This is a genomic window from Paenibacillus sp. EB106-04-04-XG159 (assembly GCF_058791835.1).
Genome location: NZ_JBYTDY010000003.1, coordinates 274,982 through 300,579 on the forward strand (window position 1 = coordinate 274,982; position 25,598 = coordinate 300,579).

Consider the following 25,598-nt stretch of genomic DNA (forward strand, 5'->3'; position numbering starts at 1 on the left):
ATTTTTATAGGTAATAACTATAACCATCCTCTAATCAAACTCATATTCGCTAATCTTCACAGCAAAAAGACCCTGCGTCATGCAATAGGCTCAGTCCCCTATTGCCATGCGCAAGGTCTTTATCATTAAGCGTATTTCTTAATCTTAAATCGTTCCCGAATCATATGATCAGCTTCAACCACATTGCTAGCGTTGATCTCGATTGCATCCTGCTCATACTTCAGAGCGGCATGTTCATAACGAGGATCATAATAATGCTCCAGCATTAGCGCGACAGCTGCTTCGTATTGTTCAAGCTTCAGCGATTCTCGAATCTGCTGCGCTATCGGAGTATGCAATCGGCGATGAATTCGTTCAAAAGCTGCAATAATCTCATCCTTATGTTGTTTCGGGTCATAATCCTTTAACAGATTGCGAACTCGTTCTTCCATCGGCATGTTGATCTGAATGACTCTGCCCCGCTGCTTGGACTCCATCAGGAAGTTGGGAAGCATGACTTTGCCAAGACGGCGGCTCTCTCCTTCCAGCATGATATACGGCGCTTGTCCCTGCTTAAGCTCATCCAGTCGCTCAATCAGCAGAGCGTCGAACATCTTCTGATTGCGCGGCGCCAGCCCAATATGTCCGAAGATCGAACCGCGATGCGCTGCGAGTCCTTCCAGATCCAACACAGGATATCCATCCTGTGCGAGCCGCGTCAGCAGTTCTGTCTTCCCTGTCCCTGTATGACCGGCGATCACTACGCAAGGAGCTTCAAGCTCATAATGCTCCAGTCGATCCTGTGCCCATTGACGGTAACTGCGTATTCCCCCAAGCAAGCGAAATACCTTCATTCCCATCAATGTCATCACTGTTGCCATCGTTCGACTTCGCATACCTCCACGCCAGCAATAGATGACGACCGGTCCTTTTAGCTGTCGGAACTGCTTATATAGAGCGGGGAGCTTAGCAGATGCAATCTCTAAGCCTCTTTCCTTTGCCGCTTCAACACTCACTTGCTTATATATGGTCCCTACTTCGCTGCGTTCTTCGTCAGTGAAGAGAGGAATATTGATGCTTCCTGGAATATGAAACTCCTCAAACTCCCCCGAAGAACGAACATCCACTAGGGTTCCTTTTTCATTGCGGAGAGCAAGACACTGCTCAAGTGTAATATCATGCATGTCTATCACCTCATGTTTGGATCGAAACTGTTATTAGTACTAGATTAACTGATATTTCCCCATTGTTCCACATCAATCGCTTTTACATAACCTAACGCTTCAAAATACAATGTTCTGCATATGATGACAAGCCGGCGCACACATTCAACAACAAAGAATCCACGCTCTAGAAGAACGTGGATCTATGAATGCTTTAGTTAGGCACGAATTATCCTACCTGCCCGCCTTCAACTTTAATCATGCCCGGATGATCAGCAACCGCTGTGCCGATTACTGATGCTTCAACTCCGGCAGATATCAGGCGATCGAGCAAGCCAGCCTCATCTTCTGGATGAACAGCAATCAACAAGCCGCCAGAAGTTGTCGCATCGCACAGCATCCAACGCGCGATCTGATCCAGCCGCTCATCAAACTCAATGCTGTCCTGAACGTGCTTGAAGTTATTTTTCGTACCTCCAGGAACTGTGCCTTGCTCTGCCAACTCACGAACTCGTCCCAAGAATGGAACCTTTTCGGCTTCAATACTCAGCCCTACGCCGCTGCCTTTAGCCATCTCCATCGCATGACCCATCAATCCAAAGCCAGTTACATCCGTACAGCCATGAACGCGATAATCAGCCATTACTTCAGCAGCAGTCTTATTGAGCGTCGCCATCACTTGCGTCACGCGATCGATCTCTGCATCAGTCAGCAGTCCATTCTTTAAGGCTGTAGTCGAAATGCCCACTCCGATCGGTTTCGTCAGAATCAAGCGATCTCCAGCCTGAGCTCCCGCATTCTTGCGGACGCGCTCCGGATGAACCAAGCCAGTTACTGCAAGGCCGAACTTCGGTTCCTGATCATCGATGGAATGCCCTCCGACGAGTGTAGCACCCGCTTCGCGCACTTTATCAGCCGCGCCGCGTAATATATCTGCCAGAATAGACTTATCCAGCGTAGAGATCGGAAACGCCACAATATTCAACACCGTCAGCGGCTTGCCGCCCATAGCGTATACATCGCTAAGCGCATTCGCGGCCGCTACCTGACCAAATGAATAGGGATCGTCCACAATCGGCGTAAAGAAATCGACAGTCTGAACTAGCGCCATCTCTTCATTCAGTCGATACACGCCTGCATCATCACTAGTCTCGAGTCCAACGAGCAGGTCGGGGTGAGGCTCGCTCTGCGGCAGCTCCTTCAACACCTGCATCAGATCAGCGGGGCCGATCTTGCATCCGCAACCGCCTTTATGAGATAGAGAAGTTAATCTAACATTTGCTTTATGTTCCAACACCAATCACCAATCCTTTGCTCTATATGCATGATTCAGCCCCATAGGCTATCAATACATATTCATCCTACAGTCTACCTTACTGCTTTCCCTCGAATGAATCAAGTTGAATATAACGAAGAAACTTACTCCCCGTTTTAAAAAATGGAAATTAGTAGTTAAATGCAAAAAAGACTGCACACTCCGTCATGCAAGACAGAACGTGCAGTCTCTTCCATTATGTGATCGCTAAATCAGGCTCATCTTATCACGTCGACCTGTAGAAGTCTTCCGCTTCTCAATCAGACGATTCAGCGCATCAACGTATGCGCGTGCGCTCGCCTCAATAATATCGGTGCTGACACCACGGCCTCGTTCGGACAATCCATTCTGATCAAGGACAACGTGCACTTCACCCAAGGCATCCTTGCCGTGAGTAACCGACTTGATGGAATAATCGCTTAATTCAACAGCTTCCTTGGAAGCCTGATCGATTGCATTATAGATCGCATCTACGGAGCCGTTGCCTTCTGCCGACCCTTCCAGTACATTGCCTTCCAGTGTCAACAAGCGTACGGACCCGGTAGGAACAGACTGGTTGGAATACGAAACATGCATATAGTCCAGCTTGAACACTTCCGGCGTATCGATTAGCTTCTCTTCAATCATCGCTAGAATGTCTTCGTTCGATACTTCCTTCTTCTTGTCCGCCAAGTCTTTAAATTTAGCAAATGCCACATTAAGCTGATCTTCATTAAGCTCATAGCCAAGATCAATCAGCTTCTCGCGGAACGCATGGCGGCCGGAATGCTTGCCAAGCACAAGCTTGCTTTCTTTCAGACCTATCGTCTCCGGAGACATAATCTCATAGGTCGTCTTCTCCTTCAGCATGCCGTCTTGATGGATACCGGACTCATGCGCGAACGCGTTAGCGCCGACAATAGCCTTGTTCCCCGGCACAACCATGCCTGTCAGCTTACTGACCATGCGGCTCGTGCGCGCGATCTCGGAGAGCACGAGCGTCGTCTTCGCTTGGAAGAACTCTTGTCGCGTTTCAAGCGCCATCGCCACTTCCTCAAGCGCTGTATTGCCTGCGCGTTCGCCGATTCCATTGATCGTACCCTCGATCTGATCCGCGCCATTCATGATGGCAGCGAGCGCATTGGCTGTCGCCATACCCAAGTCATCGTGACAATGAGCGCTCAATTGGATCTTCTCAATTCCGGGCACTGTTTCTTTCAGCATTTTAAATATATTTCCGTACTCATATGGAGTCAGGAAGCCGACCGTATCTGGAATGTTAACGACAGTAGCTCCCGACTTAATCGCCATATCGGTCACTTCGCAGAGGAAGTCGAGCTCCGTACGTCCTGCATCTTCCGGCGAGAATTCGATCTTGCTGAAATACTTCTTCGCGTACTTAATGGCTGCTGCCGCTGATTCGAGCATCTCCTCTTTCGTCATCCGCAGCTTGTGCTTGCGATGAATCGGAGATGATGCCAGGAACAGATGCAAGCTCGGGTCTTGAGCGCCCTTCAGCGCTTCGTAGGCAGCATCGATATCCTGAGTACGTGAACGGGCTAGTGCAACTACCGATGCTTGCTTAACCGCTCTTGCTACCGCAATGACAGATGCCAAGTCACCAGGTGAAGCGGCAGGGAAACCTGCTTCAATGCGGTCGATGCCGAGTCGCTCTAACTGATGAGCAATCTCCAGCTTCTCTCTCGTATTCAGGTTCACGCCCGGGGATTGCTCGCCGTCACGCAGAGTCGTATCAAACAAATATATTTTACGCATCCCGTACCTCCTCAATGTCGTCGTGTCTCCGATAATAAAAAACGCCCACCCGCCTTACGACGGGCGGACGCAGTACGCAATCGCCTCACTAAACTATGCTCTGAGCATCGTTCAACGATTACTTCTTAATCCAGTGCATCATTTCACGCAATTGGCCGCCGACCACTTCGATCGGATGATTAGCTTCGTTGCGACGAGTTGCCGTCAGGAATGCACGGTTAGCTTGGTTTTCTAAGATGAAGTCGCGTGCGAATTTACCTTGCTGAATGTCGGAAAGCACTTCTTTCATCGCTTTCTTCGTCTCATCTGTTACAATGCGAGGACCAGTTACATAGTCGCCGTATTCCGCAGTATTACTAATGGAGTCGCGCATTGTAGCAAGACCGCCTTCATACATCAAGTCAACGATGAGCTTAAGCTCATGCAAGCACTCGAAGTATGCCATTTCTGGAGCGTAGCCTGCTTCTGTCAATGTCTCGAAGCCTGCTTTAACGAGCGCGCTCATACCGCCGCACAATACCGCTTGCTCACCGAACAAGTCCGTTTCTGTTTCTTCCTTGAAGGAAGTTTCGATAACGCCTGCGCGAGTACAGCCGATACCTTTCGCATAAGCAAGGCCGATTGCCTTCGCATTGCCAGTCGCATCCTGTTCGATCGCGATCAGGCCAGGAACACCAAAGCCTTCCACATAAGTACGGCGTACAAGGTGACCTGGGGACTTAGGCGCTACGAGCAATACGTCATTGTCTTTAGGCGCGATGATCTGGCCGAAGTGAACGTTGAAACCGTGGGAGAACATCAACGCAGCGCCCTTTTTCAAGTTAGGTGCGATCTCATTGTTATATACTGATGCTTGTGTTTCATCAGGCATCAGGATTTGTACAACGTCCGCGCGGCTTGTCGCATCAGCAACGGACATGACTTCAAAGCCGTCTTGGCGTGCCTTCTCTGCGGATTTGCCTTCACGAAGTCCGATGATGACTTGAAGACCGCTGTCACGCAAGTTTTGCGCTTGAGCATGTCCTTGGCTTCCGTAGCCGATTACTGCGATTGTTTTGTTCTGCAACACTCCGAAGTCTGCGTCCTTTTCATAGTACATTGTAACTGCCATACGTATGATTCCTCCTCATATTAGTTCCATTATAGTAGATATATTGCTAGTCCCCAGATGAATGCGGGTGTATGAAGAGGCAATTCCGCTTGCCCCTTCATACACCCTCTCATCTGGAGGGTGGTTATTGCATATATGCGTTATTACTTAGCATCCGTTATCGAGCCGCGAATCATTGCCGTTATGCCTGTGCGGCTGATCTCACGAATGCCATACGGCTTCAGAAGCTCAACCATCGCTTCAATCTTAGGTGAATCCCCAACAACCTGAACAACCAGCGTTGTCGGACCGATATCGACGATTGAAGCTCGGAACGTTTCAACGATGCCAATTATCTCAGGACGTTCCTTATGATCAGCTTTAACCTTGATCAAGGCTAATTCACGGCCCACCATGGACTGTGAGCTTAAGTAAATGACTTTAATAACATCTATAATCTTATACAGCTGCTTCTCGATCTGCTCAAGTGTGTGATCGTCTCCCGATGTAACAATCACCATACGAGACAATCCAACCTCTTCAGAAGCTCCAACCGTAATACTCTCAATATTAAACCCGCGGCGTCCGAACAAGCCAGACACACGTTGGAGGACTCCGGGCTGATCATTCACAATAACGGCGATGGTATGTTTTGTTGTCATCATTCGCTATCCCCCATTATCATCTGATCTATTGTGCTGCCTGCCGTAACCATCGGATACACATTCTCATGCTTGGCTACGACGAACTCAACAACGGCTGGTCCTGGCGTGTTCATCGCCTCTTCCCATGCTTGGTGCGCCTCTTCCTTATTCGTGGCGCGGAAGCCGCGTACACCGTATGCTTCAGCCAGCTTTACAAAGTCTGGACTGCCTGCAAGATCGATGTGGCTATAGCGATTATCATAAATAAGCTCCTGCCACTGACGCACCATGCCGAGTACTTGGTTGTTAATGATAACGACCTTGACCGGAATGTTGTTGATCGCGCAAATCGCCAGCTCTTGCGCGCACATCTGCATGCCGCCGTCGCCGTTCACAGAGACGACTACGCGATCCGGCTTCGCCATCTGAGCGCCGATGGCAGCCGGGAAGCCGAAGCCCATCGTGCCAAGTCCGCCTGATGTAATAAAGGAGCGCGGATGATTGAAGCCATAATACTGTGCCGTCCACATCTGATGTTGACCAACGTCCGTCGTTACGATGGCTTCACCCTTCGTCATATCGTGGATCATCTGAATAACCCATTGCGGCTTCAATACTTCATCCGAATCGATATAGCGAAGCGGCTTCTCCGCCTTCCATTGCTGGATCTGTCTTCGCCACGCTTCCGCTTTATCGGTGTGCTTCACTGCAGTATTGACTTGCTGCAATGTCGTGCGGATGTCGCCAACGATAGGGATATCCGTCGGAACGTTCTTGCCGATCTCCGCTGGATCAATATCAATGTGCACTACCTTAGCATGCGGTGCAAAGCCATTCAAGTTGCCTGTTACGCGATCGTCGAATCTCGCTCCGATGTTGATCAGCAGATCTGACTCTTGAATTCCGATGTTAGCCGTGTAGGTACCATGCATACCCGGCATCCCCATCCACAGCTCATGACCGCTTGGGAATCCGCCTAGTCCAAGCAATGTCGTTGTCACTGGAATTCCTGTCTTCTTCACGAACTCCAACAGTTCTTCATGAGCGCCGGAGTGTACAACTCCTCCACCAGCCAATATCACTGGTCGTTCAGCGTGTTTGATCGCCTTCAGCATCTTATCCACTTGATGCTTATTCGGCTGAACTGTCGGGTTATAGCCTCGGAGATTGACCTTATCAACTGGCTTGAACTTGATTTTAGCAGCGGACACATCTTTCGGAATGTCGATAAGTACAGGACCCTTACGACCCGTATTCGCAATGTGGAACGCTTCGTGAATGACTCTTGGCAAGTCTGCAGCGTCGCGAACCAAATAGCTGTGCTTCGTAATCGGCAGCGTGATGCCCGTAATATCAGCCTCTTGGAAAGCATCGGTTCCGATAAGTGACGTTGCCACATTGCCTGTGATAACTACGAGCGGTATAGAGTCCATATAGGCAGTCGCGATGCCCGTCACGAGATTCGTCGCTCCTGGTCCCGATGTCGCGATGCAGACACCGACTTTGCCGCTTGCGCGGGCATAGCCATCTGCCGCATGTATTGCTCCCTGTTCGTGACGTGTCAGCAAGTGATTAAAGTCGTCGAATCCGTGCATCGCGTCATAAATGTACAGCACTGCTCCACCTGGATAACCGAAGACGCACTCTACACCTTCCAACAACAAGCTGCGGAGCAAGATTTCTGAGCCTGTAATGACCTCAGGCTTTGACCATTTCTCTCGTAATTCTTCTTTTGATCGCATTGACGTGTTATGTGCGCTCATTCGCCATCCTCCTTTATATCTTGATCAAGCTAACAAAAAAACCTTTCGCCCTGCACAGCCATTCCAATAGAATGCTGAATAGGGACGAAAGGTTGATCTTCCGTGGTACCACCCGATTTCACTTCACATTTCGCAATGCGAAGCCTCCGGAAGTATGCGCACTGCATACTTCGACGCCTAACGCGCGTCTGACGATTCTTCCTAATTCGATGTGTATGATCGAAGAACGCTAATGGTTGGATCTTCGTCATCGTTTCAGAAGAACAGCTCCGAGGTGAGCTCGATCATAGGGGTATTGGCGTCAGTTTCAGCTGATCTCCGCACGCTCTCTGTTCAATAGAGCCCTAAGTCTTCGTCCTCTTCATAGCCGTTGGATAATATTGCTGTTCGTGTTACCGAATGTTTAGGAACATTATAGTCCGACACTTTAACCGAGTCAATAGGTCGTTTTTAAAATATTATTGTGCCAATTGCATTCACTTCTTCATACGATATCTCAACATGGATGCTGTAAAGCCATCCCAGATATGTGAAATCAGGCTTACAATCCGGAGGAATGACTATGCTTCGACTTCGGGATCCGAGTCAAGATGACAGTGATATTTTGCAGTTGGTTGCCACAGAATTAATACCTGTATCGAAAAATACAATCCATGGAGAACAAGTGAAACAGGAGCTGCCGTTCCGCTTAAAGCGCGGCATCACCTATGTAGAAACCGACAAGCATGACCGTGTAATTGGTTTCGTTCACCTCCTTGTCATACAAGACAAATTGATTATTGATCTGATCGCTGTCAAGCATGATTCGAAGCGAAAGGGCATTGGATCCCGTTTGCTCGCTCAGGCGGAATCTGATGGTCGTATGAGTTATTGTCATACCGCGATTCTGTTGTACGACCTCGGGAATGAACAGGCTCGTCTATTCTACGAGCGCGCTGGATATTATGTGACTCGTTACCTGCCTGACCTTAAATGCTATGAAATGGAAAAAGCATTGTGACATGTATGTATGCCCGGAGTCCCCGGCTCCGGGCTGCGTGCTCGCTCTCGTGTCCTCACACGACCTGCTGATTTCTATTTTTAATCTCGAAAGCAGCCAGATGGCCCACACCCGCACCCGCACCCGCATCCGCCACCGAATCCACCGCCAAATCCTCCACCAAAGCCGTTATCGAAGCCGCCGAAACCACCGTTACCACCGGATCCAAACGGTCCGCCGCCAAATCCTCCGCCAAAACCGCCATTGCCAAAAGAACCGCCTGCTAGCGTACCTATTGCTAGTAAGTCGAAAAGCGCAAGCGCCAGTAACGCTCTCGTCCCAGCGCCTTTACTCGTTCTTTGTTCCAAGATAAGTCTATTTCCAGATACTTCAAGAAGTCTGCCTGTTACAACAGATCCGTCCTTGCGAACTGCACGGATGTGCTCGCCTACCCACTTCGCGGCCTGTTCTTTCGATACCCTGCGCATAAGAACCACCCCTTCAACATACGTACCCTATACAATATGTCCGCTCTACTCTATCTGATTGTATGAATATCCTATTATTTCACAAACCAAACTAGAGTCTGCAGTGGTTAATCCAATGCTTCACAATGCGTGACAAGCTTAACTCAAGACCAATTCTAGCAATTAGTATCGATGCATATGGATTTTCATAACTTGCATCTTATGACCTGATAGAGACGAGAACGATAGGACATGCTGAAGGCTATCTCTAACAGCAAGGGATATCCGTTTTATAACGTAGACAGAGACTATTCGCATCGGATAGAACCAATTCCGAGCAATTCTTTTTTTAACCATTGGTTAATTTAATGAATCAAAAAGACCGTTCGCTGCTCTGCGAACGGTCTTTTCATCATTAGCGGGCATCCCGCGCTATTCTTCCGCGTTGAAGTATACTTTGTAATAATACATCTGGCGCTCTTCGTCATAGCCGCGCTCCAGATAAGGGAAGGCTTCCTCATTTTTCAGCTTCAATTCGATGCCGGTATCGGTGCGTATATTGTTCTGAATCGTCCGCTTCACCTTCTTCAACGCTACCTGTGAGATCGGCATAGCGTCGAATGGAGGCAGGTCGTTCACTTCTTCGTATGTTTCCTTATACGCCTTGAAGATCTCCTTGTGTTCAGGACGCTCCGGGAGTACGGTCTCGACGAAGGCTTCCGGCTCGAATGTATCATTCTTCGCAAAGTATTCCATCGTGCTGTTGATGAACTCCAGCTTCTCTTTCTTCTCCGGCTGCTCGGCCTCTGGCGCGATGACACTGTCATAGAACTCGCTGCACATCTGAATTGCCGCATCCGTATAATAATGCTCGTCCTCTACCAGCTTCAGCTGCAGGAAGTCCTCCTTCCAATACTGCGCCTCGTCATTAGCTCGGCTGCCCGTATCCACGATGCATACTCGGAAACCGGAATCCGCGTAGATATTGAAGATCAAGCACCCTTTATCCAGCTTCTTAATGTTCACGCCTTCTTGAACAGATACTCCCAGTTCGTTCGCCGACTGCTGTTTCACCTGCAGGAACGTATCTTTATTCTCCGACTTAAAAATGCCGATCGCATCGACGCTGAAGTTACCATATAACACATTCGTAAAGTGCGCGATATAGAGATCGCCAGGCTTAATCTGCGGGTGTGTTGACTGTGCATATAAGTGATTCAGTATGTGAACCGACTGCTCATGGAATGATTGCGGCTGATAAAATATTCGGCTGGCAAACGTATACACTTCATTGAGCTGAAGATCCGCATCATGCTGGAATTGGTTAAAGACATCAAACTTGAATGGACGGACGAAATAATGAGTCAACGCTTGGCGCAGCACCTCATCATCCGACACATCACTCAATTGCTGTGATACCACAACGCCCTCATCGCGCGCTGAGCTTCCTACCTTGTGAATAACAAGCTGATGAATGTTAATTTGAGATACATCGATCACGGCTTACTTCCTCTCTGCAATAACTATTCGTATTGGAATTGTAATTGACATATAGGTTCAGGTCAATTCCTAATCCTTAACCGAGTTAAGCGAATAAAACACAAATGCGCCTTATAGAGGCAACGCTGGATCATCTCCATCGCTTATTCTATAAGGCGCACGTTATTGCAACACGGTTCAGAAGCTCTGAACTACGCGTTAACTTTCTCTTTTGCAACTGCTGCCAAGGAGTTGAACGCATTGATGTCGTTCACTGCCAGGTCTGCAAGCATCTTGCGGTTGATGTTAACTTCAGCCAATTTCAAGCCATGCATGAATTTGCTGTAAGACAAACCGTTCATACGAGCTGCTGCATTGATACGAGCGATCCACAATTTGCGGAAGTCACGTTTCTTCGTGCGGCGATCGCGATATGCGTAAAGCAAGGATTTCATTACTTGCTCGTTAGCTGTTTTAAACAAACGGTGTTTGGAGCCAAAGTAACCTTTAGCCAATTTCAATACTTTTTTATGACGACGACGTGTTGTAAATCCGCCTTTAACTCGTGCCATGTTGAATACCTCCCAATCGATTCGTGTACGTATAGTAGTACCGCATGCTAAACATACGGCATGTTATTTCGAATAAATTACTTCAGGTTACCCAATTGCTGCTTAATACGGCGCACATCGCCAGCTGCCATTACAGGGTTGCCTGCAAGAACGCGCTTCGCACGTGCAGATTTGTGGGACAACAAGTGGTTTCTACCAGCTTTATAGCGGCGAACTTTACCTGTACCCGTAATTTTGAAACGGCCTTTCAAGCTGCTGTGTGTTTTCATTTTAGGCATAATTATGTCCTCCTCAATATTAAATGTCCCCGCTTACCGCTTAGATAAGCGGTAAGCGCGTTGCACCTTAACCTAGGTGGTCGTCTTCGGTGCCAGAATCATTATCATGCTGCGGCCTTCCAGCTTCGGCAGACGCTCAATCGTGCACAATTCGGCCACTTCCGTTTTCACACGTTCCAGAACGCGTCTACCAATCTCAGCATGTGCGATCTCACGGCCGCGGAAACGAACGGAGCATTTTACTTTGTCGCCGTCGCGTAAGAACTTTACCACATTGCGAAGCTTCGTTTGGTAGTCGTGTTCATCGATATTTGCACGGAACCACACTTCCTTGACATCGACAACCTTCTGGTTCTTACGAGCCTCTTTTTCCTTCTTCTGCTGCTCGTAACGGAACTTTCCGTAGTCCATAATGCGACATACTGGCGGTTTCGCCTGTGGAGCCACATTTACTAGATCCAAGTTGGCATCGATAGCCATCTGTAGTGCATCACGGAATGGTGTAATCCCAATCTGTTCTCCGTTTGCTCCAACCAAGCGAACTTCCTTCGCACGAATCTCATCATTGATCAAATGTTCCTTGCTAATGACGTAGCACCTCCAAATTCAATTTCCCTTTTCATCAAAAAGAGGGATGTAGGCTACAAAAGAGCCCACATCCCTCACAAAGTTTCACGTGTGAGAACCGCATGGAGCGGTTATATCCGGAACCAGCCAACAAGTGTCGGTCAGGTGAGAAGCGGGCGCTTCTGCTTTGAATTAACATACTCAAGTACTATATCATATGCACTTCAGCAATGTCAACAGCGGATTCAAAATTTTATCCCTGCTTACCGTGAACTTCCTCAAGGCGCACGACGCGCGAGTGCTCAGTATGGCTCCACACCTTGTTGTTCTGCGTGAAGAACGCATAGAACGTGATTGGAAACCATGACAGCAGATAAATCGGGAAAGTAACTAGCGACGCATAAATTTTCCATGAACGAACGCCTTCCAGTACAAGCGCCAGTACGAACAATCCTCCTGATAGCACAACAGAGGCAACCGCGAGCCACGCAGGGATAAATTCATACAAGGTTGGGAAGTTCGGGCCGTTTAAGAATACCGCGTCCACCCAAATGTATACGGACAACAACAGCGTCAGCAGAACGGTGTAAACATTGGTCGTGTACAGCGCTGTATCGAACTTCGCCAGGTTGCGCTCCTTAAGGCTCTGCCAGAGCAGTGGGAAGAAGTAACGGCGAGCTACTGTGAAGTGACCTTGCATCCAACGCAAGCGCTGACGAGCGGAAGCCTTAAACGTGAGCGGCTTCTCGTCATATACGCGAGCGCGATAACTGAATACCGGGTTAACGCCGTGCTTGACACAGCGAACCGTAAACTCCAAGTCTTCAACGAGGCTTGTTGCGCCCCAGCCCATTTCCTTCAGCAGGTTAGTCTCGAAGCACATGCCTGTACCGCCAAGGAAGTTCGCTAACTTCAGATTCGTACGTGCCAGCTGCCACAAGCGGTTGCAGTACCAGTAAGTTACTCCATATGCAGCCGTAACCCAAGAATCTGTCGGGTTCTTCGTATCGATATAGCCTTGAATGACGCGTGCGCCGGAGCACAGCTCATTGTTCATATGACGCAGGAAGTCGTCACCGATCAGGTTGTCCGCATCCAGCATCACGACAGAGTCGTATTGCTTCGGCATCTCCCACAGCTTGCTCAGCATCCACTCGATTGCAAAGCCCTTACCGCGTTGATTCGGATTATGACGCTCGCAAGCATTCCAGCCATGAGCGCGAACGATGTCCGCTGTCTTATCTGTGCAATTGTCACAGATCACGAACACGTCATACATGTCCTTCGGATAATCCAGATGCTTCAGGTTATCCATTAACGCATCGATTACTTTTTCTTCGTTATGTGCAGCAACGAGAACTGCAAATGTGTTTTTTGGTTCGTATTGTGTATAGTGCTTCTTGCGATAAATGCCGACCAGCGATAAAGAGAATTGATACACCCCTACTGCCGCCAGCAGCACTTGCAAAGCAACTAGCCATTTGTCCATCATTAGTTGATGTCCCCCTTTATAATATACCCCTTGGAACATAGACCTGTCATCTTTCTATGTGTGATCAGGACCAGAGCCGCTCTATATGTGAGCTATGTTTTATATATTATCTATTATCAGCTTCAAAATAAAACGGTCGAACACGATTTTCTATCTTTTAGCCGCATTTGTCAAAACCTTTTATTGGCTTTCAGAGCGTTTCTACTGCTTCCTCCCCATTAAAGTCGAGCAAAACAGCATGATATTGAGCAATATAGCTCCAGTTCGTTACATTTTCATTCAATTTCGTCCTTTTTGCGGCTAAAGACCCCCTTTACGCTGTTATTGTCAAATAATTGTGCGAAATCACATTCAGGCTCTTAGGCTTACAAAATTAAACGAAGCAGGTCAGTCAAAGGTTGCAACCACCTCTTACTTGCTTAACCAAATATAGGAAACAGACCGTTCTTGGTCAATGTACGAAGCAGTTGGACAGGGCATATTTTTCCCAAATAGGGTGTAATTCATACAGATTATATGGAAGATGATTCTCAAGTCCCTGTTGTTTGGAGTTCAAATATTTCAATAATTGTAATGTGAAACTGAAGTGATTTGCCTAAGAATAGTATGTTGCCACATCCAAGGTTTGAGGTAAAATGAAAATAAGGGTCACATTTAAATAAAATTCACAATCCCCTCAACTTCTGATAATGTTACGTTGATACGATATAGATAGATTCCCGCATAAACGGAGGGATAACGATGGCCATGACCCGTTTCATCTCGCGGCTTGGACAGAGAGAACGTCAATTCTTCTTATGGATTAATCATCGATTAAATAACCGATTCATGAATGTTACCTTGTATACACTGACACATCTAGGAGGCGCCACCTTCACGATAATCTTTACCGTTCTGCTGGGGCTGTTAGCCCCGGAGCCTTGGAACACGATCGGCTGGCAGGCCTTGGCTGCTCTTGGAATAAGCCATCTTCCCGTGATGATGATCAAGAAGCTGTATCCAAGAGTTCGGCCGCACCTAGCGCTGCCTAATATTATCACATTCAGGAAGCCGCTTATCGATCATTCTTTCCCGTCAGGACATACTACGGCTATATTTTCGGTAACAGTTCCTATCATGCTAGCTTGTCCGATCTTAATCTGGCTCCTGCTGCCAATTGCACTTATTGTTGCATTATCTCGTATGTATCTTGGACTGCATTATCCTTCTGATTGCTTGGCAGGCGCTGCACTCGGCACGTTGTCCGCGGTTGGAACTGTTGTACTCTGGCCTGTCTGACAAGTCACGGCTCATTATTATTGATGAACGTACTAAGCGCTGAGTTAAAGTATCATAATATGATGAAGAAGGTGACGATCATGCAGAACGATGCTCCATCTCCCGCTGAGGCAGAGGATCTAAGGACGCATCAGCAAGCGGGATCACAGAAGAAACGCATCTTGTTATTGTCTGAACGCTTTGGCGCGGGTCACACCCAAGCCGCACATGCTCTTGCCGTCAGCTTGCGCAAGCTGTCGCCCCATGTTCAGACCAGGGTGATGGAACTTGGCAGTTTCTTAAACCCTAATACAGCACCGTTAATCATTGAAGCCTATCGAAAAACGGTAAGCATACAGCCTAAGCTCGTTGGTTTTATGTATAAGACTCAATATAAACGTTCGATCAATAGACTGACTTCAATGGCGCTTCATCGGCTATTTTATACACACGCGATGTCTGTCATGCGGCAATTAAAGCCTGATATGATCGTGTGCACGCACCCTATTCCGAATGCAGTCGTATCACGTCTGCGTCGACATGGTTTGAAGGTGCCGCTCTATACGCTAATAACGGATTATGATGCGCACGGTTCTTGGGTAAGCTCTGGAGTATCCAAATACTTAGTATCGACTCCTGAAGTACGCAATAAGCTGATGGGACACGGTGTAACGACTGATCTTATCCATGTAACGGGAATTCCGGTGCATCCCAAGTTCTCTGACAAGCACGATCTCTACTCTAAATTGATCATTCGGGAGCAGTACGGCTTGCGGGAAATGCCTACCATACTCGTTATGGGCGGCGGATGGGGATTGATGGATTCGGAGCAAACCAATGAGCTTCTAACGCGTTGGAGCAATGAGATTCAATTCATCTTCTGCATTGGAAATAATGAGAAGTTGCATCGGAGACTGCTTCAGAATCCGCGCTATCGACACCCGAACGTGCATATCATAGGATACACGAATGAGATCGATAAGCTGATGGATGTATCCGATCTATTAATTACGAAGCCTGGCGGCATGACATGTACAGAAGCGCTTGCGAAGGGCATTCCGATGCTGTTCTACAGTCCGCTTCCTGGTCAAGAAGAAGAGAACAGTCTCTACTTTACGACCAAGGGATATGCCGAAGCGATTACTTCACCGATCACGATAACTCACTGGATGAACATGCTCATCCATAATTACGATGAGGTAAGCAGTCGCAGACGTCAGTATGAACAGAATGCGGCTCGTTATGATCAATGGGCCTGCGCTGAGACGATTCTTCAAGCGTTGGGTATGCAGGTTTCGTACAATTTTAAGCAAAATGACCTTGTTGATATAGTCAAGGTTGTTGGCGAGATGGGAAACAGCGTTGAACGCGAGCACAATCAAGACAATCCTGAGGTCGATCCTCGCTAGAGAATACAATCGCTAAGCGCAACTGCGCTGCTTAGTACAAAAATGGTTCTATCCACGAGCATTCGCTCTGCGGATAGAACCATTTTTGTATTCCATATGAGATTAATATCTACGACGCACCTTCGCCTTCTCTTCCTCGTAAGTCCGCAGGGCTTCAGACCCTACAAGCACCTCTACTCGATGGATATTCATCCCTTTGCCAACAAACTTCTGCTCATATTCCGTCATGACATGCTCTTGATTGATCTCATCTCGATGCAGGTTAAGCGAAATATTTTTCATCTGCAGGCCAAGCTCAGCAAAGCTGTTCAACGAGAATTCAAAGAGCGTTTCCGAATCCGTCTTCAGATGAATTTCTCCTTGTTCATTCATAATGCGGCCATACTTCTCCACGAAACGCGGATGAGTCAGTCTGCGGCGCGCATGCTTCTTCTTCGGCCATGGATCACTAAAGTTCAGATAGATCCGATTCAGTTCCCCTGCGGCAAAAATAGATTCTATAAATTCAATATTTGCACGAACCAATCGAAGATTGGCAGGATGCTGCAGTCCGCCGCCTGATGGATCACCCAACTGGAGCGCCTTCTCAGCAGCGCGAGCAATTAATTCATCGTACATATCGATGCCGATGAAGTTTACGTCTGGATATTTCAAGCTCATTTCACTGATAAATTGTCCCTTACCCATACCGAATTCCACATAAATTGGGCGATCGTTGCCAAACAACTGCTTCCACTGTCCTTTATGGGCTTCCGGCTCGAGCACGACAAGCATAGACAATTGCTCCAATTGCTCGCGCGCGCCCTTCTTGCCGCGTAAACGCATAATGATGCCTCCAATGTACATATGGTATAAAGCTCTATCATGTAAATATACAACCTGCTAGGCATGCTGTTATTGCATGTCCCAAACCATTATTGTGCCGAATCTCCGGTAAAATGTAAAGCGCGAAAAAAAGGAATGCCAATCGCAATATCTGCGCTGGACACTCCTTATGAATGCGTATATGGTCACTTGGTGACAATCTTGAATTATCGCTCTGCTGCCTCCAGCTTGCGGTCAATGGCATCCATAAGCTTGCGCGCTGCGCTCGGCTTTACTTCAGGATCCGCGTTAAAGCGTTGACCGGACAATGCCATTGCTTCCTTCACTGTTAATTCAACCGTAATCTTGTCCTCGCCGCGAGGAACCGTTAAACTGGACTTCATCATCCATCACCTCACTAGTCATCTGTGCTTTCTGTTCCAAGTATGGCTGTGTCTAATGTGGGGGTTGCGGATATGTCGAGTTAGAAGAGATGAGCGGGCATCAAATAAAGTAATTGTTTGCTGGAATAATATAACATATGATGTAAGGTATTTCAAGCTAAACTTCGCTTTTGACGCGGATTCTGCTACAATAAGAACGGTGTTTCAACCGACTCATTACCAGTAATCAATCAAGATTCAAACACTAAATCATGCTACGCTGAAAGGGCTTGCTGCAATTGAAATATAATCAACATGTTCCTGCCATCGGCGGGTCAGATGCTCCTATATCCGAACAGCCTCTCCTCTGGGGAGACAAGCGTTTTCACACATGGAATGTGGAAATGCGCGAGCAGTTCGGCGAAAAAGTATTCAAGGTCATGCTCGATGCCGGATTCACCTGTCCCAATCGAGACGGTCGGATCGCGATCGGCGGCTGCACCTTCTGCAGCGCGCGCGGATCAGGCGACTTCGCCGGTCGACGCCGCGATGACCTAGTCACGCAATTCAATACGATTCGCGATAAACAGCATGCGAAATGGCCGAATGCGAAGTACATCGGCTACTTCCAAGCTTATACCAATACGTATGCGCCAGTGGAGACGCTGCGCGAGTATTTTGAAGTGATTCTGGAGCAGCCAGGCGTAGTCGGACTGTCGATCGCTACGCGCCCGGATTGCCTGCCGGATGATGTCGTCGAGTATTTGGCGGAATTAAATAAGCGCACTTATTTATGGATCGAGATGGGCTTGCAGACAATCCACGACTCCACTTCCGATCTGATTAACCGGGCGCATGACTCCGCCTGCTATATTGAGGCGGTAGAGAAGCTGCGCAAGCATAATATTCGAGTCTGCACGCACATCATCTATGGACTTCCGCAGGAAACCCATGAGATGATGTTAGAAACCGCGCAGGCGGTTGCCCGCATGGATGTGCAGGGCATCAAGCTTCACCTTCTTCACCTGATGAAGAAGACCCCGATGGTCAAGCAGTATGATGCAGGACTGCTTCGCTTCTTGGAGCAGGATGAATACGTGAAGCTTATCGTTGATTCGCTCGAGATCCTGCCGCCGGAGATGATCGTGCACCGCGTAACGGGTGATGCGCCGCGCGATCTGTTGATCGGTCCGCTCTGGAGTTTGAAGAAGTGGGAAGTGCTGAACGCGATAGATGCGGAGCTGAAGCGCCGCAATACGTGGCAGGGCAAGTTCTGGAGGGGGAAGTAACATGGGCTTCCTCTCCGTGCTGAGCTATGCCCAGCAGATCGTGAAGGAGCGCGTCCACCCTGGCGACCTCGCGGTGGACGCTACGATGGGGACGGGCGTGGACACGTTGTTTCTCGCCCGTCTCGTGGGCGAACGCGGCCAAGTCGCCGCGTTCGACATTCAGGCGCAGGCAGCGGAGCTTACCCGCCAGCGCCTTCGCGACGCGCTCGGCCCGGATGCGGCCGCGCGCGTGGATCTTCGCATCGCGAGCCATGCTGCGATGCGGGAGGCGCTCCCGCCTTCGTGGCGCGGGCAGACGGCTGCCGTCATGTTCAACCTCGGCTATCTGCCTGTGGCAGAGGCCGATAAGGCGGTCATGACGGAGCCGTCCACGACGCTCGAGGCGCTCGAGGGGGCGCTTGCTTTGCTGCGCCCTGGCGGCGTGCTGAGCGTCGTGCTGTACCCGGGCCACGAGGGCGGCGATCGCGAAGCGGCGGCCGTCGAAGTCTGGGCCGCTGGACTGCCTGCGCACGTCGGGCAGGCAGTCGTGTACCGCATGCTGCAGCGCCCGCATGCGCCATATGTCATCGGCGTCGAGAAGCGCCGTTAGACCTCATCCTTGATTTATCAAGTGCCGCAATTACATGTTGCGGCTGCTTTTTAAATAAGATACAGCAAGAAAAGACTAGAAGAAACGCATGGGAGTGAAGAGCATGACAACACCATACCCTCTGAAATTTCAACCTGTATTCCAAGAACGCGTCTGGGGTGGACGCGCACTCGAGCAGTTCGGACTTGAGCTGCCGGAAGGTCATATCGGCGAAGGCTGGATGATCGGCGACCATCCGAACGGCACGACGAAAGTCGTTAACGGCGAGCTCGCTGGCAAAGGACTTGACGAAGTGCGCGAGGCACTTGGCAAAGAGTGGTTCGGCACTAAGGGCTTCTCCGAGAAAAACGGCCGTTTCCCGCTTCTTATCAAGCTGCTCGATTGCAATGATGACTTGTCCGTACAAGTGCATCCGACTGACGACTATGCCGGTTTGCCTGCAGGCGAGCTCGGCAAGACGGAAATGTGGTACGTGCTTGATGCGAAGCCGAGCGCTAAGCTGATCTACGGTCTGAAAGAAGGCGTAGATCGCGCAGCTATGGCTCAAGCGATCGAAGAAGGACGCATCATGGAAGTACTGCAAGAGGTTCCTGTACAAGCAGGCGATTCCTTGTACATTCCAGCAGGCACAGTGCATGCATTGTGCGCTGGCGTAGTAGTAGCAGAGATTCAACAGAACTCCGATACAACTTACCGCCTGTACGATTACAACCGTCCTGGCTTGGATGGCAAGCCTCGCGAGCTGCATGTCGAGGATTCATTGAATGTCACTGCCTATGAAGGCGCAGGCGCAACTCGTATGACGACAGATCACGCTAAGCCTAACGAATGGCTGCAGCTTGCGGAGTCCCCTTACTTCATCGTAGAAAAAGGGATCGTTCGCGCACCTTGGGAGCTTGCAACCACTCCAGAAAGCTTCGTTATTCTCGTTATTTGCGAAGGAACAGGCTCACTCAAGTGGGCTGACGGCTCCATCGACCTTAACGCAGGCGAATGCTTGCTGATCCCTGCTAACCTGGGAGCATATACACTTGACGGCAACTGCACCGTGCTGCGTTCTGTAGCACCGTAACAATTGTCGCAATCACAACAAGAGCTTGCCCTATAGACGGACAAGCTCTTGTTTATACGCTGATTACTGATCACCAACCGCTCACGGCTGCTTCAACAAGATAACTTGGTTTTACCCCGTTACAGCTCGCACCACACGCTCCTCGACACTCCCTAACGGGGTAAAACCCTCTTACATGCTCCATTCCCAATCGCTCATGGCCGCTTCAACAAGATAACTTGGTTTTACCCCGTTATAGCTCGATCAACACACTCCTCGACACTCCCTAACAGGGTAAAACCCTCTTACGCGCTCGGACCACCATGCGCTCGGCTGAGCCCAACTTAACCTCGGCCGATTACATGCTTCGTCTACGCTTCCCGCCGGACCTCGCGGCGTTGCCCATCTTGCCGCCCCTACCCAGAAACGACCTCATCGACATGCGCGCGCAGACTAACGCGATGGCGACGAAGAGCAGCGCCCATACGACGGAGTGCACCCCGGTGGCGTTGTACAGGTTCGCTGCGTCGCCTGCTTGCAGCGGCTGCGTGACCGAAGCCGCCAGTATGGTAAGTGAGCTAACAACTGACTCGACCATCAAGATAAAGGCAATCAGCAAATAGTACCCCTGTCTCAGCCATTCCCACGGCACCAGGTAGACAATCACGTTGATAATGATAAAGCCAATGCACCAGAGCACACCGAATTCATTACGCACAAAGAATACAACACTCACAAGCGTCACCAGAGTTACAGCAATCAGTCCGATCTTCAGCTGATTCCGTCGGTAGAGCGCAAACATAAGAGCCGCGAACATAGCAGAAGTCGTATAACCGGCAAGTGCGATCGGAATGAACTTCCATGAGTCCGTCACCGTCGAATACGTCACCCCGCTGTAATCCGCAAACAAGTGAATGTACATCACCTTGCCAGATAACACAAGCGTCATCAGCGCATGACCAAATTCATGAATCATCGTATCTACATTGCGAAAAAATGATGAATAAGGTATCCACCTCGTCAATATCGCAGCAACAACAATAAAGATCAACGTCTTCAACCATTTGTTCAAGACACGTCCCCCATTCTTCGCAACAAGTAATTTAAATTCAGCCTGCTATTCTTCCAGAAAATGAATACCAATCGCCTATTTATACGTATATTTCAATTAGAACCGACACCCATATTTATCCACCATCAAGAAATCTGCTCGACATTCATCACGGGCAGTATATGACAAGGAGTCGATCACATGCAATATGAAATTTTGCACGATGGCACATTCCCCCTGCTTCAAGTTAAGATGAGCTCAGGCGAGAGCATTAAAGCCGAATCTGGAGCAATGGTATCCATGACACCCAATATTGACCTTAAAGGCACCGTCGAGGGCGGTCTGCTTAAGGGCATCGGACGAATACTCGGCGGCGAAAAGTTTTTCTTCCAAGAGTTAACCGTTCAGAGCGGGGATGGCGAAGTCACTCTTGCCCCCACTTCCCTTGGTGATATCGAAGCAGTAGAGCTTGACGGTTCTTACTCACTATATGTGCAGAAAGATGGCTTTCTGGCAGCGACGAGAGGTATAGAAGTATCCACTAAAATGCAAAATTTAGCGAAAGGCTTCTTGTCAGGTGAAGGCTTCTTCATCATCGAAATCAGCGGCAGAGGCACCGTATTCCTCTCTTCGTTCGGCGCGATCGAGACGAAGCACGTTCGAGCAGGTGAAGAGCTTATCGTTGACAATGGCCACCTCGTAGCTTGGCCCAGCAACATGTCCTATCAGATTGAACGAGCGTCTAAAGGGTGGGTATCTACGTTCACAAGCGGCGAGGTGGCGGTATGCCGATTCCGCGGCCCTGGCACAATCATGATTCAAACGCGCAACCCGCGCAGTATCGGAGTATGGTTGAGCCAGTTCGTTCCGAAGTCATAACACGTCACATCATGCACCTTCACTACACCGTTAACCCATCTGCAAAGACAACTTACGATCGCTGACGTTCCCTCGATTAGACGTGATCATGAATCTAGATTACGCCAAAATGAATGAAACTGCTGCTCTTACACGTTCCCAAAGCACATATCCTTCAATCGCTTGTAAGAGCAGGCAGTTTCCTATAATCCGTCGATATACTATGGCTTATTAAGCACCTGAACCCCCGTCGCATTCTATACTTCCAGACATCTGCCAGCCACAATCTCAACTGCTCATCCCTATCCTCCTGAACAAAAGGGATAATGGTCAAAAACTCGAGGAGATACTCTCTATCCAGGTCTGCTAAACAACTCACCAACACGCGAAAAAGGGATGCCCCTCCGTCAGTTATCATAACTTACGCTCGCGGGACATCCCTCTCATTATGCTTGCGCGTGCAGCAGCACGCTCTCTGGTACGAAGAACAGCAACGGCTTCTCGTCGTCGGTCTGCTGGAACAGCACGATGACAATCGTCGCTTCTTCACTTGAAGCTTGATCACGATCAGCGCCAGCCTGCTCCATGTGAGCATGGGAGCCGCCCTCTGACACGATCCAACGCTGCGGATTGAACGACAAACGCTCAACTACCGCATGCTTATGCAGCTCCTTCTCGTTTAAGCCTAGCTCTGCGAACGCTGCTGAGATACGCTCAGGATGCTCGGTAGCGGCACGCAGAACCGCTGAAGACTCTTCCTTCGACAACCCGGGTTCCCACCAGACCTTGCGCGGCTTGTACTTGTGGTTGCGGAAGTAATCAAGCTTCATCAAGCCCAATGCTGCTTCCGGACGTTTCACGCCATGCGCTGACAAGAATCCTTCCAGACGCACAAATAGATCCTCTAGCTGATGGCCGATCTTCTGCCATCCATTGGCTTCCCAATAGTCGCCGAAGGCTTGGAAGAAGTCAAACGGCGAAGCAAACTCCCGCTCCATCAGATGCTCCATCGTCCAATCCAGCCGATGGGAGTTCCAGTATTTCTCGAGCACATCCTCCAGCCGCTTTAAGCGGATAACGTCTTGGAACGGCATCATGTCGTTATACAGCATTTCATATGGTGCTTGGTCCATGTATACATAGCCGTACTTATCGGCGTCTAGTCTTAAGCCTGTGCCGCGCAGCAGCTTAAGGAAGCCGAGCTGCAGCTCTTCGGGACGCAGCGCGAATACGTCGTTGAACGTCATGCGGAACGTATCATAATCCTCATGCGGCAACCCCGCAATCAAGTCGAGATGCTGATCGATCTTGCCGCCCTCCTTTACCATGTTTACAGTACGAGACAGCTTGGTAAAGTTCTGACGGCGCTTAACTGCTTCATTTGTCGGGTCATTAGTAGACTGAACCCCGATCTCAAAGCGGAATACGCCTGGCGGCGCATTGTCCGTTAAGAATTGCAGCACCTCCGGCCGCATGATGTCAGCCGTGATCTCAAACTGAAAGACACACCCTTGGTGGTTGTCAATCAGGAACTGGAATATTTCCAGCGCATAATCTCGTTTAATGTTGAACGTGCGATCGACGAACTTAATGAGCTTGGCTCCATTTTCAATCAAATACAAAATGTCTGCCTTCGTCCGCTCGATATCGAAATAGCGCACACCCACCTCGATGCTGGATAAACAAAATTGACAGCTGAACGGACAGCCTCTGCTTGTCTCAAAGTACACCACCCGCTTGCCCAGCTCCGGAATATCGGATTCAAAGCGGTAAGGCGTCGGAATCGCATTCAGATCAAGCTTAGGACGTCCTGGGTTAATGACAACTTCTCCCGAGGGCTTACGATATGCTGTCCCAAACACGTAGTGGTACTTCTGGTCGCCATCAATCTCTCTCAACAGGTGAAGCAGCGTTTCCTCCCCTTCTCCCATCACGATAAAATCAACGTCGACGAGCCGCTCCATCCACTCTGCTGTATCATAGGATACCTCTGGACCGCCTAAGATGATCTTCAACTCAGGCTGCACTTTGCGCAGCATGCTTACGACCTTAATCGTTTCTTCAATGTTCCAAATGTAACAAGAGAAGCCAATCACATCCGCTTGATGCTGATACAGATCCGATACGATATTCATTACGGGATCCTTGATGGTATATTCCGTTAGCTCCACATCGTACTCCGGCTCACAAAACGCCTTTAAGCACCGTATGGCGAGTGAGGTGTGGATATATTTTGCATTTAGGGTAGTAAGTACAACTTTCATAAATTCTCCTTTCCGAACAGCAATATAGCCATTACCCATTATAACCATTTGCCCAGCTATTTTCGACAACTCCAACGATAATGAGTTCACATTGTCAATTAACTTTGTCACGTTATTACTCTCTCAATATCCATTAAGCGCATGATGTTATAAAAAAATGACGATCTGAGAGATCGCCATTTCAAAAATAAAATGATATCACCGCAATTGCGGTTACGACTGAGACTTAGGCTTAGGCCTAGACTCAGGCTCCACTGCGTGCAGATTAGTTCCAGCGTTATGCTGATCTGCTGGATCCTGTTCAACGAGATGCTTCAGCATAGCCAGCTTGTTATCCCAGAAACGCTCGTAATACGCAAGCCATTGCTTCAATTGCAGCAGCGGCTCCGGCTCAAGCCGATACCGCGTTTCACGGCCGACTCTGCGTTCTTTAACGAGCCCCGCATCAGCCAATATATGCAAGTGCTTGGATACCGCCGTTCGACTCATCGGAAAATGCCCGCTAATGACAGTAACCGCCATCTCCTCATGACCGCTCAGCAGCTGCAGCAGGTCACGTCGGGTCGGATCTGCGATCGCTTGAAACACATCATGTTTCGGTGATACAGCAGTCATATTACGCCCCCACGTATTCGCCCAGCTTGTGCACAATACCTTCCCAGCCCTGAGCCATATTGCCGCGAATAACGGTATGCGGTTGCCCGAACTCCGTTACCTGATCCGCGCTCCAACCATCGTGAATCACTGTGAACTCCGTAGTGCCGTTCTGTTCGACCAGCTCAAATGTAAGTGTCCAATCCTTTCCCCAGTTAAAGGATAAGCGATGAGGCGGCTTCAATTCCGTTACTTTGCATGGAGACATGCCGAACGGTCCAGCATTCAGTTCAAACTCATAACCTTCAATAGGTGAAAAATTGTTAGGCATAAACCAAGCCGCGATCCCCTCGGATGTTGAAACTGCTTCCCACACCTTCGCGATCGGAGCGTTCAATGTCACCGTCTTGCGAATGGGCGGCAGCGTATTATCATTGTGTTGTTCCATTATCGTATATACCTCCAAGTATGTTAGATATCTGTTGCTTCTTTAGATATTATATGAA

Annotated in this window: 25 protein-coding genes; 7 read left to right on the forward strand and 18 right to left on the reverse strand. The window is 49.0% G+C overall.

Translation table 11 applies throughout. From position 1 onward, the window contains the following. Positions 1 to 125: 125 nt before the first annotated feature. The 6 genes from mnmH to ilvB form a co-directional block, all read right to left on the reverse strand. Positions 126 to 1,163 (reverse strand): tRNA 2-selenouridine(34) synthase MnmH, encoded by a 1,038-nt coding sequence (gene mnmH, locus AC3WTP_RS05495; protein ID WP_492393580.1) that lies wholly within the window; start codon positions 1,161 to 1,163, stop codon positions 126 to 128. Positions 1,164 to 1,371: 208 nt separating this feature from the next. Then, the gene (gene selD, locus AC3WTP_RS05500; protein ID WP_492393581.1) at positions 1,372 to 2,439 is read right to left on the reverse strand and encodes a selenide, water dikinase SelD; all 1,068 of its coding nucleotides are present in this window, start codon (positions 2,437 to 2,439) and stop codon (positions 1,372 to 1,374) included. Positions 2,440 to 2,664: 225 nt separating this feature from the next. After that, positions 2,665 to 4,212, reverse strand: a complete 1,548-nt coding sequence (locus AC3WTP_RS05505) for a 2-isopropylmalate synthase (RefSeq protein ID WP_492393582.1) — start codon at positions 4,210 to 4,212, stop codon at positions 2,665 to 2,667. 118 nt (positions 4,213 to 4,330) lie between these two features. Continuing rightward, the gene (ilvC, locus tag AC3WTP_RS05510; RefSeq protein ID WP_458567103.1) at positions 4,331 to 5,323 is read right to left on the reverse strand and encodes a ketol-acid reductoisomerase; all 993 of its coding nucleotides are present in this window, start codon (positions 5,321 to 5,323) and stop codon (positions 4,331 to 4,333) included. 143 nt (positions 5,324 to 5,466) lie between these two features. Continuing rightward, positions 5,467 to 5,964, reverse strand: a complete 498-nt coding sequence (ilvN, locus tag AC3WTP_RS05515; RefSeq protein WP_492393666.1) for an acetolactate synthase small subunit — start codon at positions 5,962 to 5,964, stop codon at positions 5,467 to 5,469. Continuing rightward, positions 5,964 to 7,709: a biosynthetic-type acetolactate synthase large subunit gene (ilvB, locus tag AC3WTP_RS05520; protein ID WP_492393583.1), complete on the reverse strand. Its 1,746-nt coding sequence runs from the start codon at positions 7,707 to 7,709 to the stop codon at positions 5,964 to 5,966. Before ilvB ends, ilvN begins: the two co-directional genes overlap by 1 nt. Positions 7,710 to 8,271: 562 nt before the next feature. On the opposite strand from ilvB, the gene AC3WTP_RS05525 reads away from it, so the two are divergent. Beyond that, positions 8,272 to 8,709, forward strand: a complete 438-nt coding sequence (locus tag AC3WTP_RS05525) for a GNAT family N-acetyltransferase (RefSeq protein WP_492393584.1) — start codon at positions 8,272 to 8,274, stop codon at positions 8,707 to 8,709. Positions 8,710 to 8,789: 80 nt separating this feature from the next. Here the strand turns inward: AC3WTP_RS05525 and AC3WTP_RS05530 are convergent, their stop codons facing one another. The 6 genes from AC3WTP_RS05530 to AC3WTP_RS05555 form a co-directional block, all read right to left on the reverse strand. Next, complete coding sequence (locus AC3WTP_RS05530) at positions 8,790 to 9,176, reverse strand: hypothetical protein (protein ID WP_492393585.1); 387 nt, start codon at positions 9,174 to 9,176, stop codon at positions 8,790 to 8,792. A 411-nt stretch (positions 9,177 to 9,587) separates the two neighbouring features. Continuing rightward, entirely contained in the window at positions 9,588 to 10,655 is a 1,068-nt protein-coding gene (locus AC3WTP_RS05535; RefSeq protein WP_492393586.1) for a nucleoid-associated protein, read from the reverse strand. Positions 10,656 to 10,846: 191 nt separating this feature from the next. Further along, positions 10,847 to 11,206, reverse strand: a complete 360-nt coding sequence (gene rplT, locus AC3WTP_RS05540; RefSeq protein WP_492393587.1) for a 50S ribosomal protein L20 — start codon at positions 11,204 to 11,206, stop codon at positions 10,847 to 10,849. A 77-nt stretch (positions 11,207 to 11,283) separates the two neighbouring features. Beyond that, positions 11,284 to 11,484 carry a 50S ribosomal protein L35 gene (rpmI, locus tag AC3WTP_RS05545; RefSeq protein WP_492393588.1) on the reverse strand — a complete coding sequence of 67 codons (201 nt, stop codon included), beginning with the start codon at positions 11,482 to 11,484 and terminating at the stop codon, positions 11,284 to 11,286. 72 nt (positions 11,485 to 11,556) lie between these two features. Continuing rightward, positions 11,557 to 12,057: a translation initiation factor IF-3 gene (infC, locus tag AC3WTP_RS05550; protein WP_492393589.1), complete on the reverse strand. Its 501-nt coding sequence runs from the start codon at positions 12,055 to 12,057 to the stop codon at positions 11,557 to 11,559. Positions 12,058 to 12,304: 247 nt separating this feature from the next. Next, positions 12,305 to 13,543 carry a glycosyltransferase family 2 protein gene (locus AC3WTP_RS05555; protein ID WP_492393590.1) on the reverse strand — a complete coding sequence of 413 codons (1,239 nt, stop codon included), beginning with the start codon at positions 13,541 to 13,543 and terminating at the stop codon, positions 12,305 to 12,307. Positions 13,544 to 14,290: 747 nt separating this feature from the next. Here AC3WTP_RS05555 and AC3WTP_RS05560 point away from each other — a divergent pair. Beyond that, positions 14,291 to 14,821 carry a phosphatase PAP2 family protein gene (locus AC3WTP_RS05560; protein WP_492393667.1) on the forward strand — a complete coding sequence of 177 codons (531 nt, stop codon included), beginning with the start codon at positions 14,291 to 14,293 and terminating at the stop codon, positions 14,819 to 14,821. An 80-nt stretch (positions 14,822 to 14,901) separates the two neighbouring features. Continuing rightward, positions 14,902 to 16,209, forward strand: coding sequence for an MGDG synthase family glycosyltransferase (locus tag AC3WTP_RS05565; RefSeq protein ID WP_492393591.1), 1,308 nt, complete (start codon positions 14,902 to 14,904; stop codon positions 16,207 to 16,209). A gap of 102 nt (positions 16,210 to 16,311) precedes the next feature. On the opposite strand, the gene trmB is transcribed toward AC3WTP_RS05565, so the two are convergent. Beyond that, positions 16,312 to 17,034, reverse strand: a complete 723-nt coding sequence (gene trmB / locus AC3WTP_RS05570) for a tRNA (guanosine(46)-N7)-methyltransferase TrmB (protein ID WP_492393592.1) — start codon at positions 17,032 to 17,034, stop codon at positions 16,312 to 16,314. 206 nt (positions 17,035 to 17,240) lie between these two features. After that, positions 17,241 to 17,420 carry a hypothetical protein gene (locus tag AC3WTP_RS05575; RefSeq protein WP_492393593.1) on the reverse strand — a complete coding sequence of 60 codons (180 nt, stop codon included), beginning with the start codon at positions 17,418 to 17,420 and terminating at the stop codon, positions 17,241 to 17,243. Between the two features lie 323 nt (positions 17,421 to 17,743). Between AC3WTP_RS05575 and mnmL the strand changes: the two genes are divergently transcribed. From mnmL to AC3WTP_RS05590, 3 genes are all read left to right on the forward strand, one after another. Further along, complete coding sequence (gene mnmL, locus AC3WTP_RS05580) at positions 17,744 to 18,685, forward strand: tRNA modification radical SAM protein MnmL/YtqA (RefSeq protein WP_492393668.1); 942 nt, start codon at positions 17,744 to 17,746, stop codon at positions 18,683 to 18,685. Between the two features lies 1 nt (position 18,686). Beyond that, positions 18,687 to 19,274 (forward strand): tRNA 5-(aminomethyl)-2-thiouridylate-methyltransferase MnmM, encoded by a 588-nt coding sequence (mnmM, locus tag AC3WTP_RS05585; protein ID WP_492393594.1) that lies wholly within the window; start codon positions 18,687 to 18,689, stop codon positions 19,272 to 19,274. 103 nt (positions 19,275 to 19,377) lie between these two features. Continuing rightward, positions 19,378 to 20,346 (forward strand): type I phosphomannose isomerase catalytic subunit, encoded by a 969-nt coding sequence (locus AC3WTP_RS05590; protein WP_492393595.1) that lies wholly within the window; start codon positions 19,378 to 19,380, stop codon positions 20,344 to 20,346. Between the two features lie 337 nt (positions 20,347 to 20,683). On the opposite strand, the gene AC3WTP_RS05595 is transcribed toward AC3WTP_RS05590, so the two are convergent. Further along, positions 20,684 to 21,397 (reverse strand): M50 family metallopeptidase, encoded by a 714-nt coding sequence (locus AC3WTP_RS05595; RefSeq protein ID WP_492393596.1) that lies wholly within the window; start codon positions 21,395 to 21,397, stop codon positions 20,684 to 20,686. Between the two features lie 180 nt (positions 21,398 to 21,577). On the opposite strand from AC3WTP_RS05595, the gene AC3WTP_RS05600 reads away from it, so the two are divergent. Continuing rightward, positions 21,578 to 22,255, forward strand: coding sequence for a TIGR00266 family protein (locus tag AC3WTP_RS05600; RefSeq protein WP_492393597.1), 678 nt, complete (start codon positions 21,578 to 21,580; stop codon positions 22,253 to 22,255). Positions 22,256 to 22,680: 425 nt separating this feature from the next. On the opposite strand, the gene AC3WTP_RS05605 is transcribed toward AC3WTP_RS05600, so the two are convergent. The 3 genes from AC3WTP_RS05605 to AC3WTP_RS05615 form a co-directional block, all read right to left on the reverse strand. Continuing rightward, entirely contained in the window at positions 22,681 to 24,498 is a 1,818-nt protein-coding gene (locus AC3WTP_RS05605) for a B12-binding domain-containing radical SAM protein (RefSeq protein WP_492393598.1), read from the reverse strand. Between the two features lie 213 nt (positions 24,499 to 24,711). After that, positions 24,712 to 25,113: an ArsR/SmtB family transcription factor gene (locus AC3WTP_RS05610; protein ID WP_492393599.1), complete on the reverse strand. Its 402-nt coding sequence runs from the start codon at positions 25,111 to 25,113 to the stop codon at positions 24,712 to 24,714. 1 nt (position 25,114) lies between these two features. Then, a complete protein-coding gene (locus AC3WTP_RS05615; RefSeq protein WP_492393600.1) occupies positions 25,115 to 25,540 on the reverse strand; it encodes an SRPBCC family protein in 426 nt (141 codons plus the stop codon). Between the last annotated feature and the right edge of the window lie 58 nt (positions 25,541 to 25,598).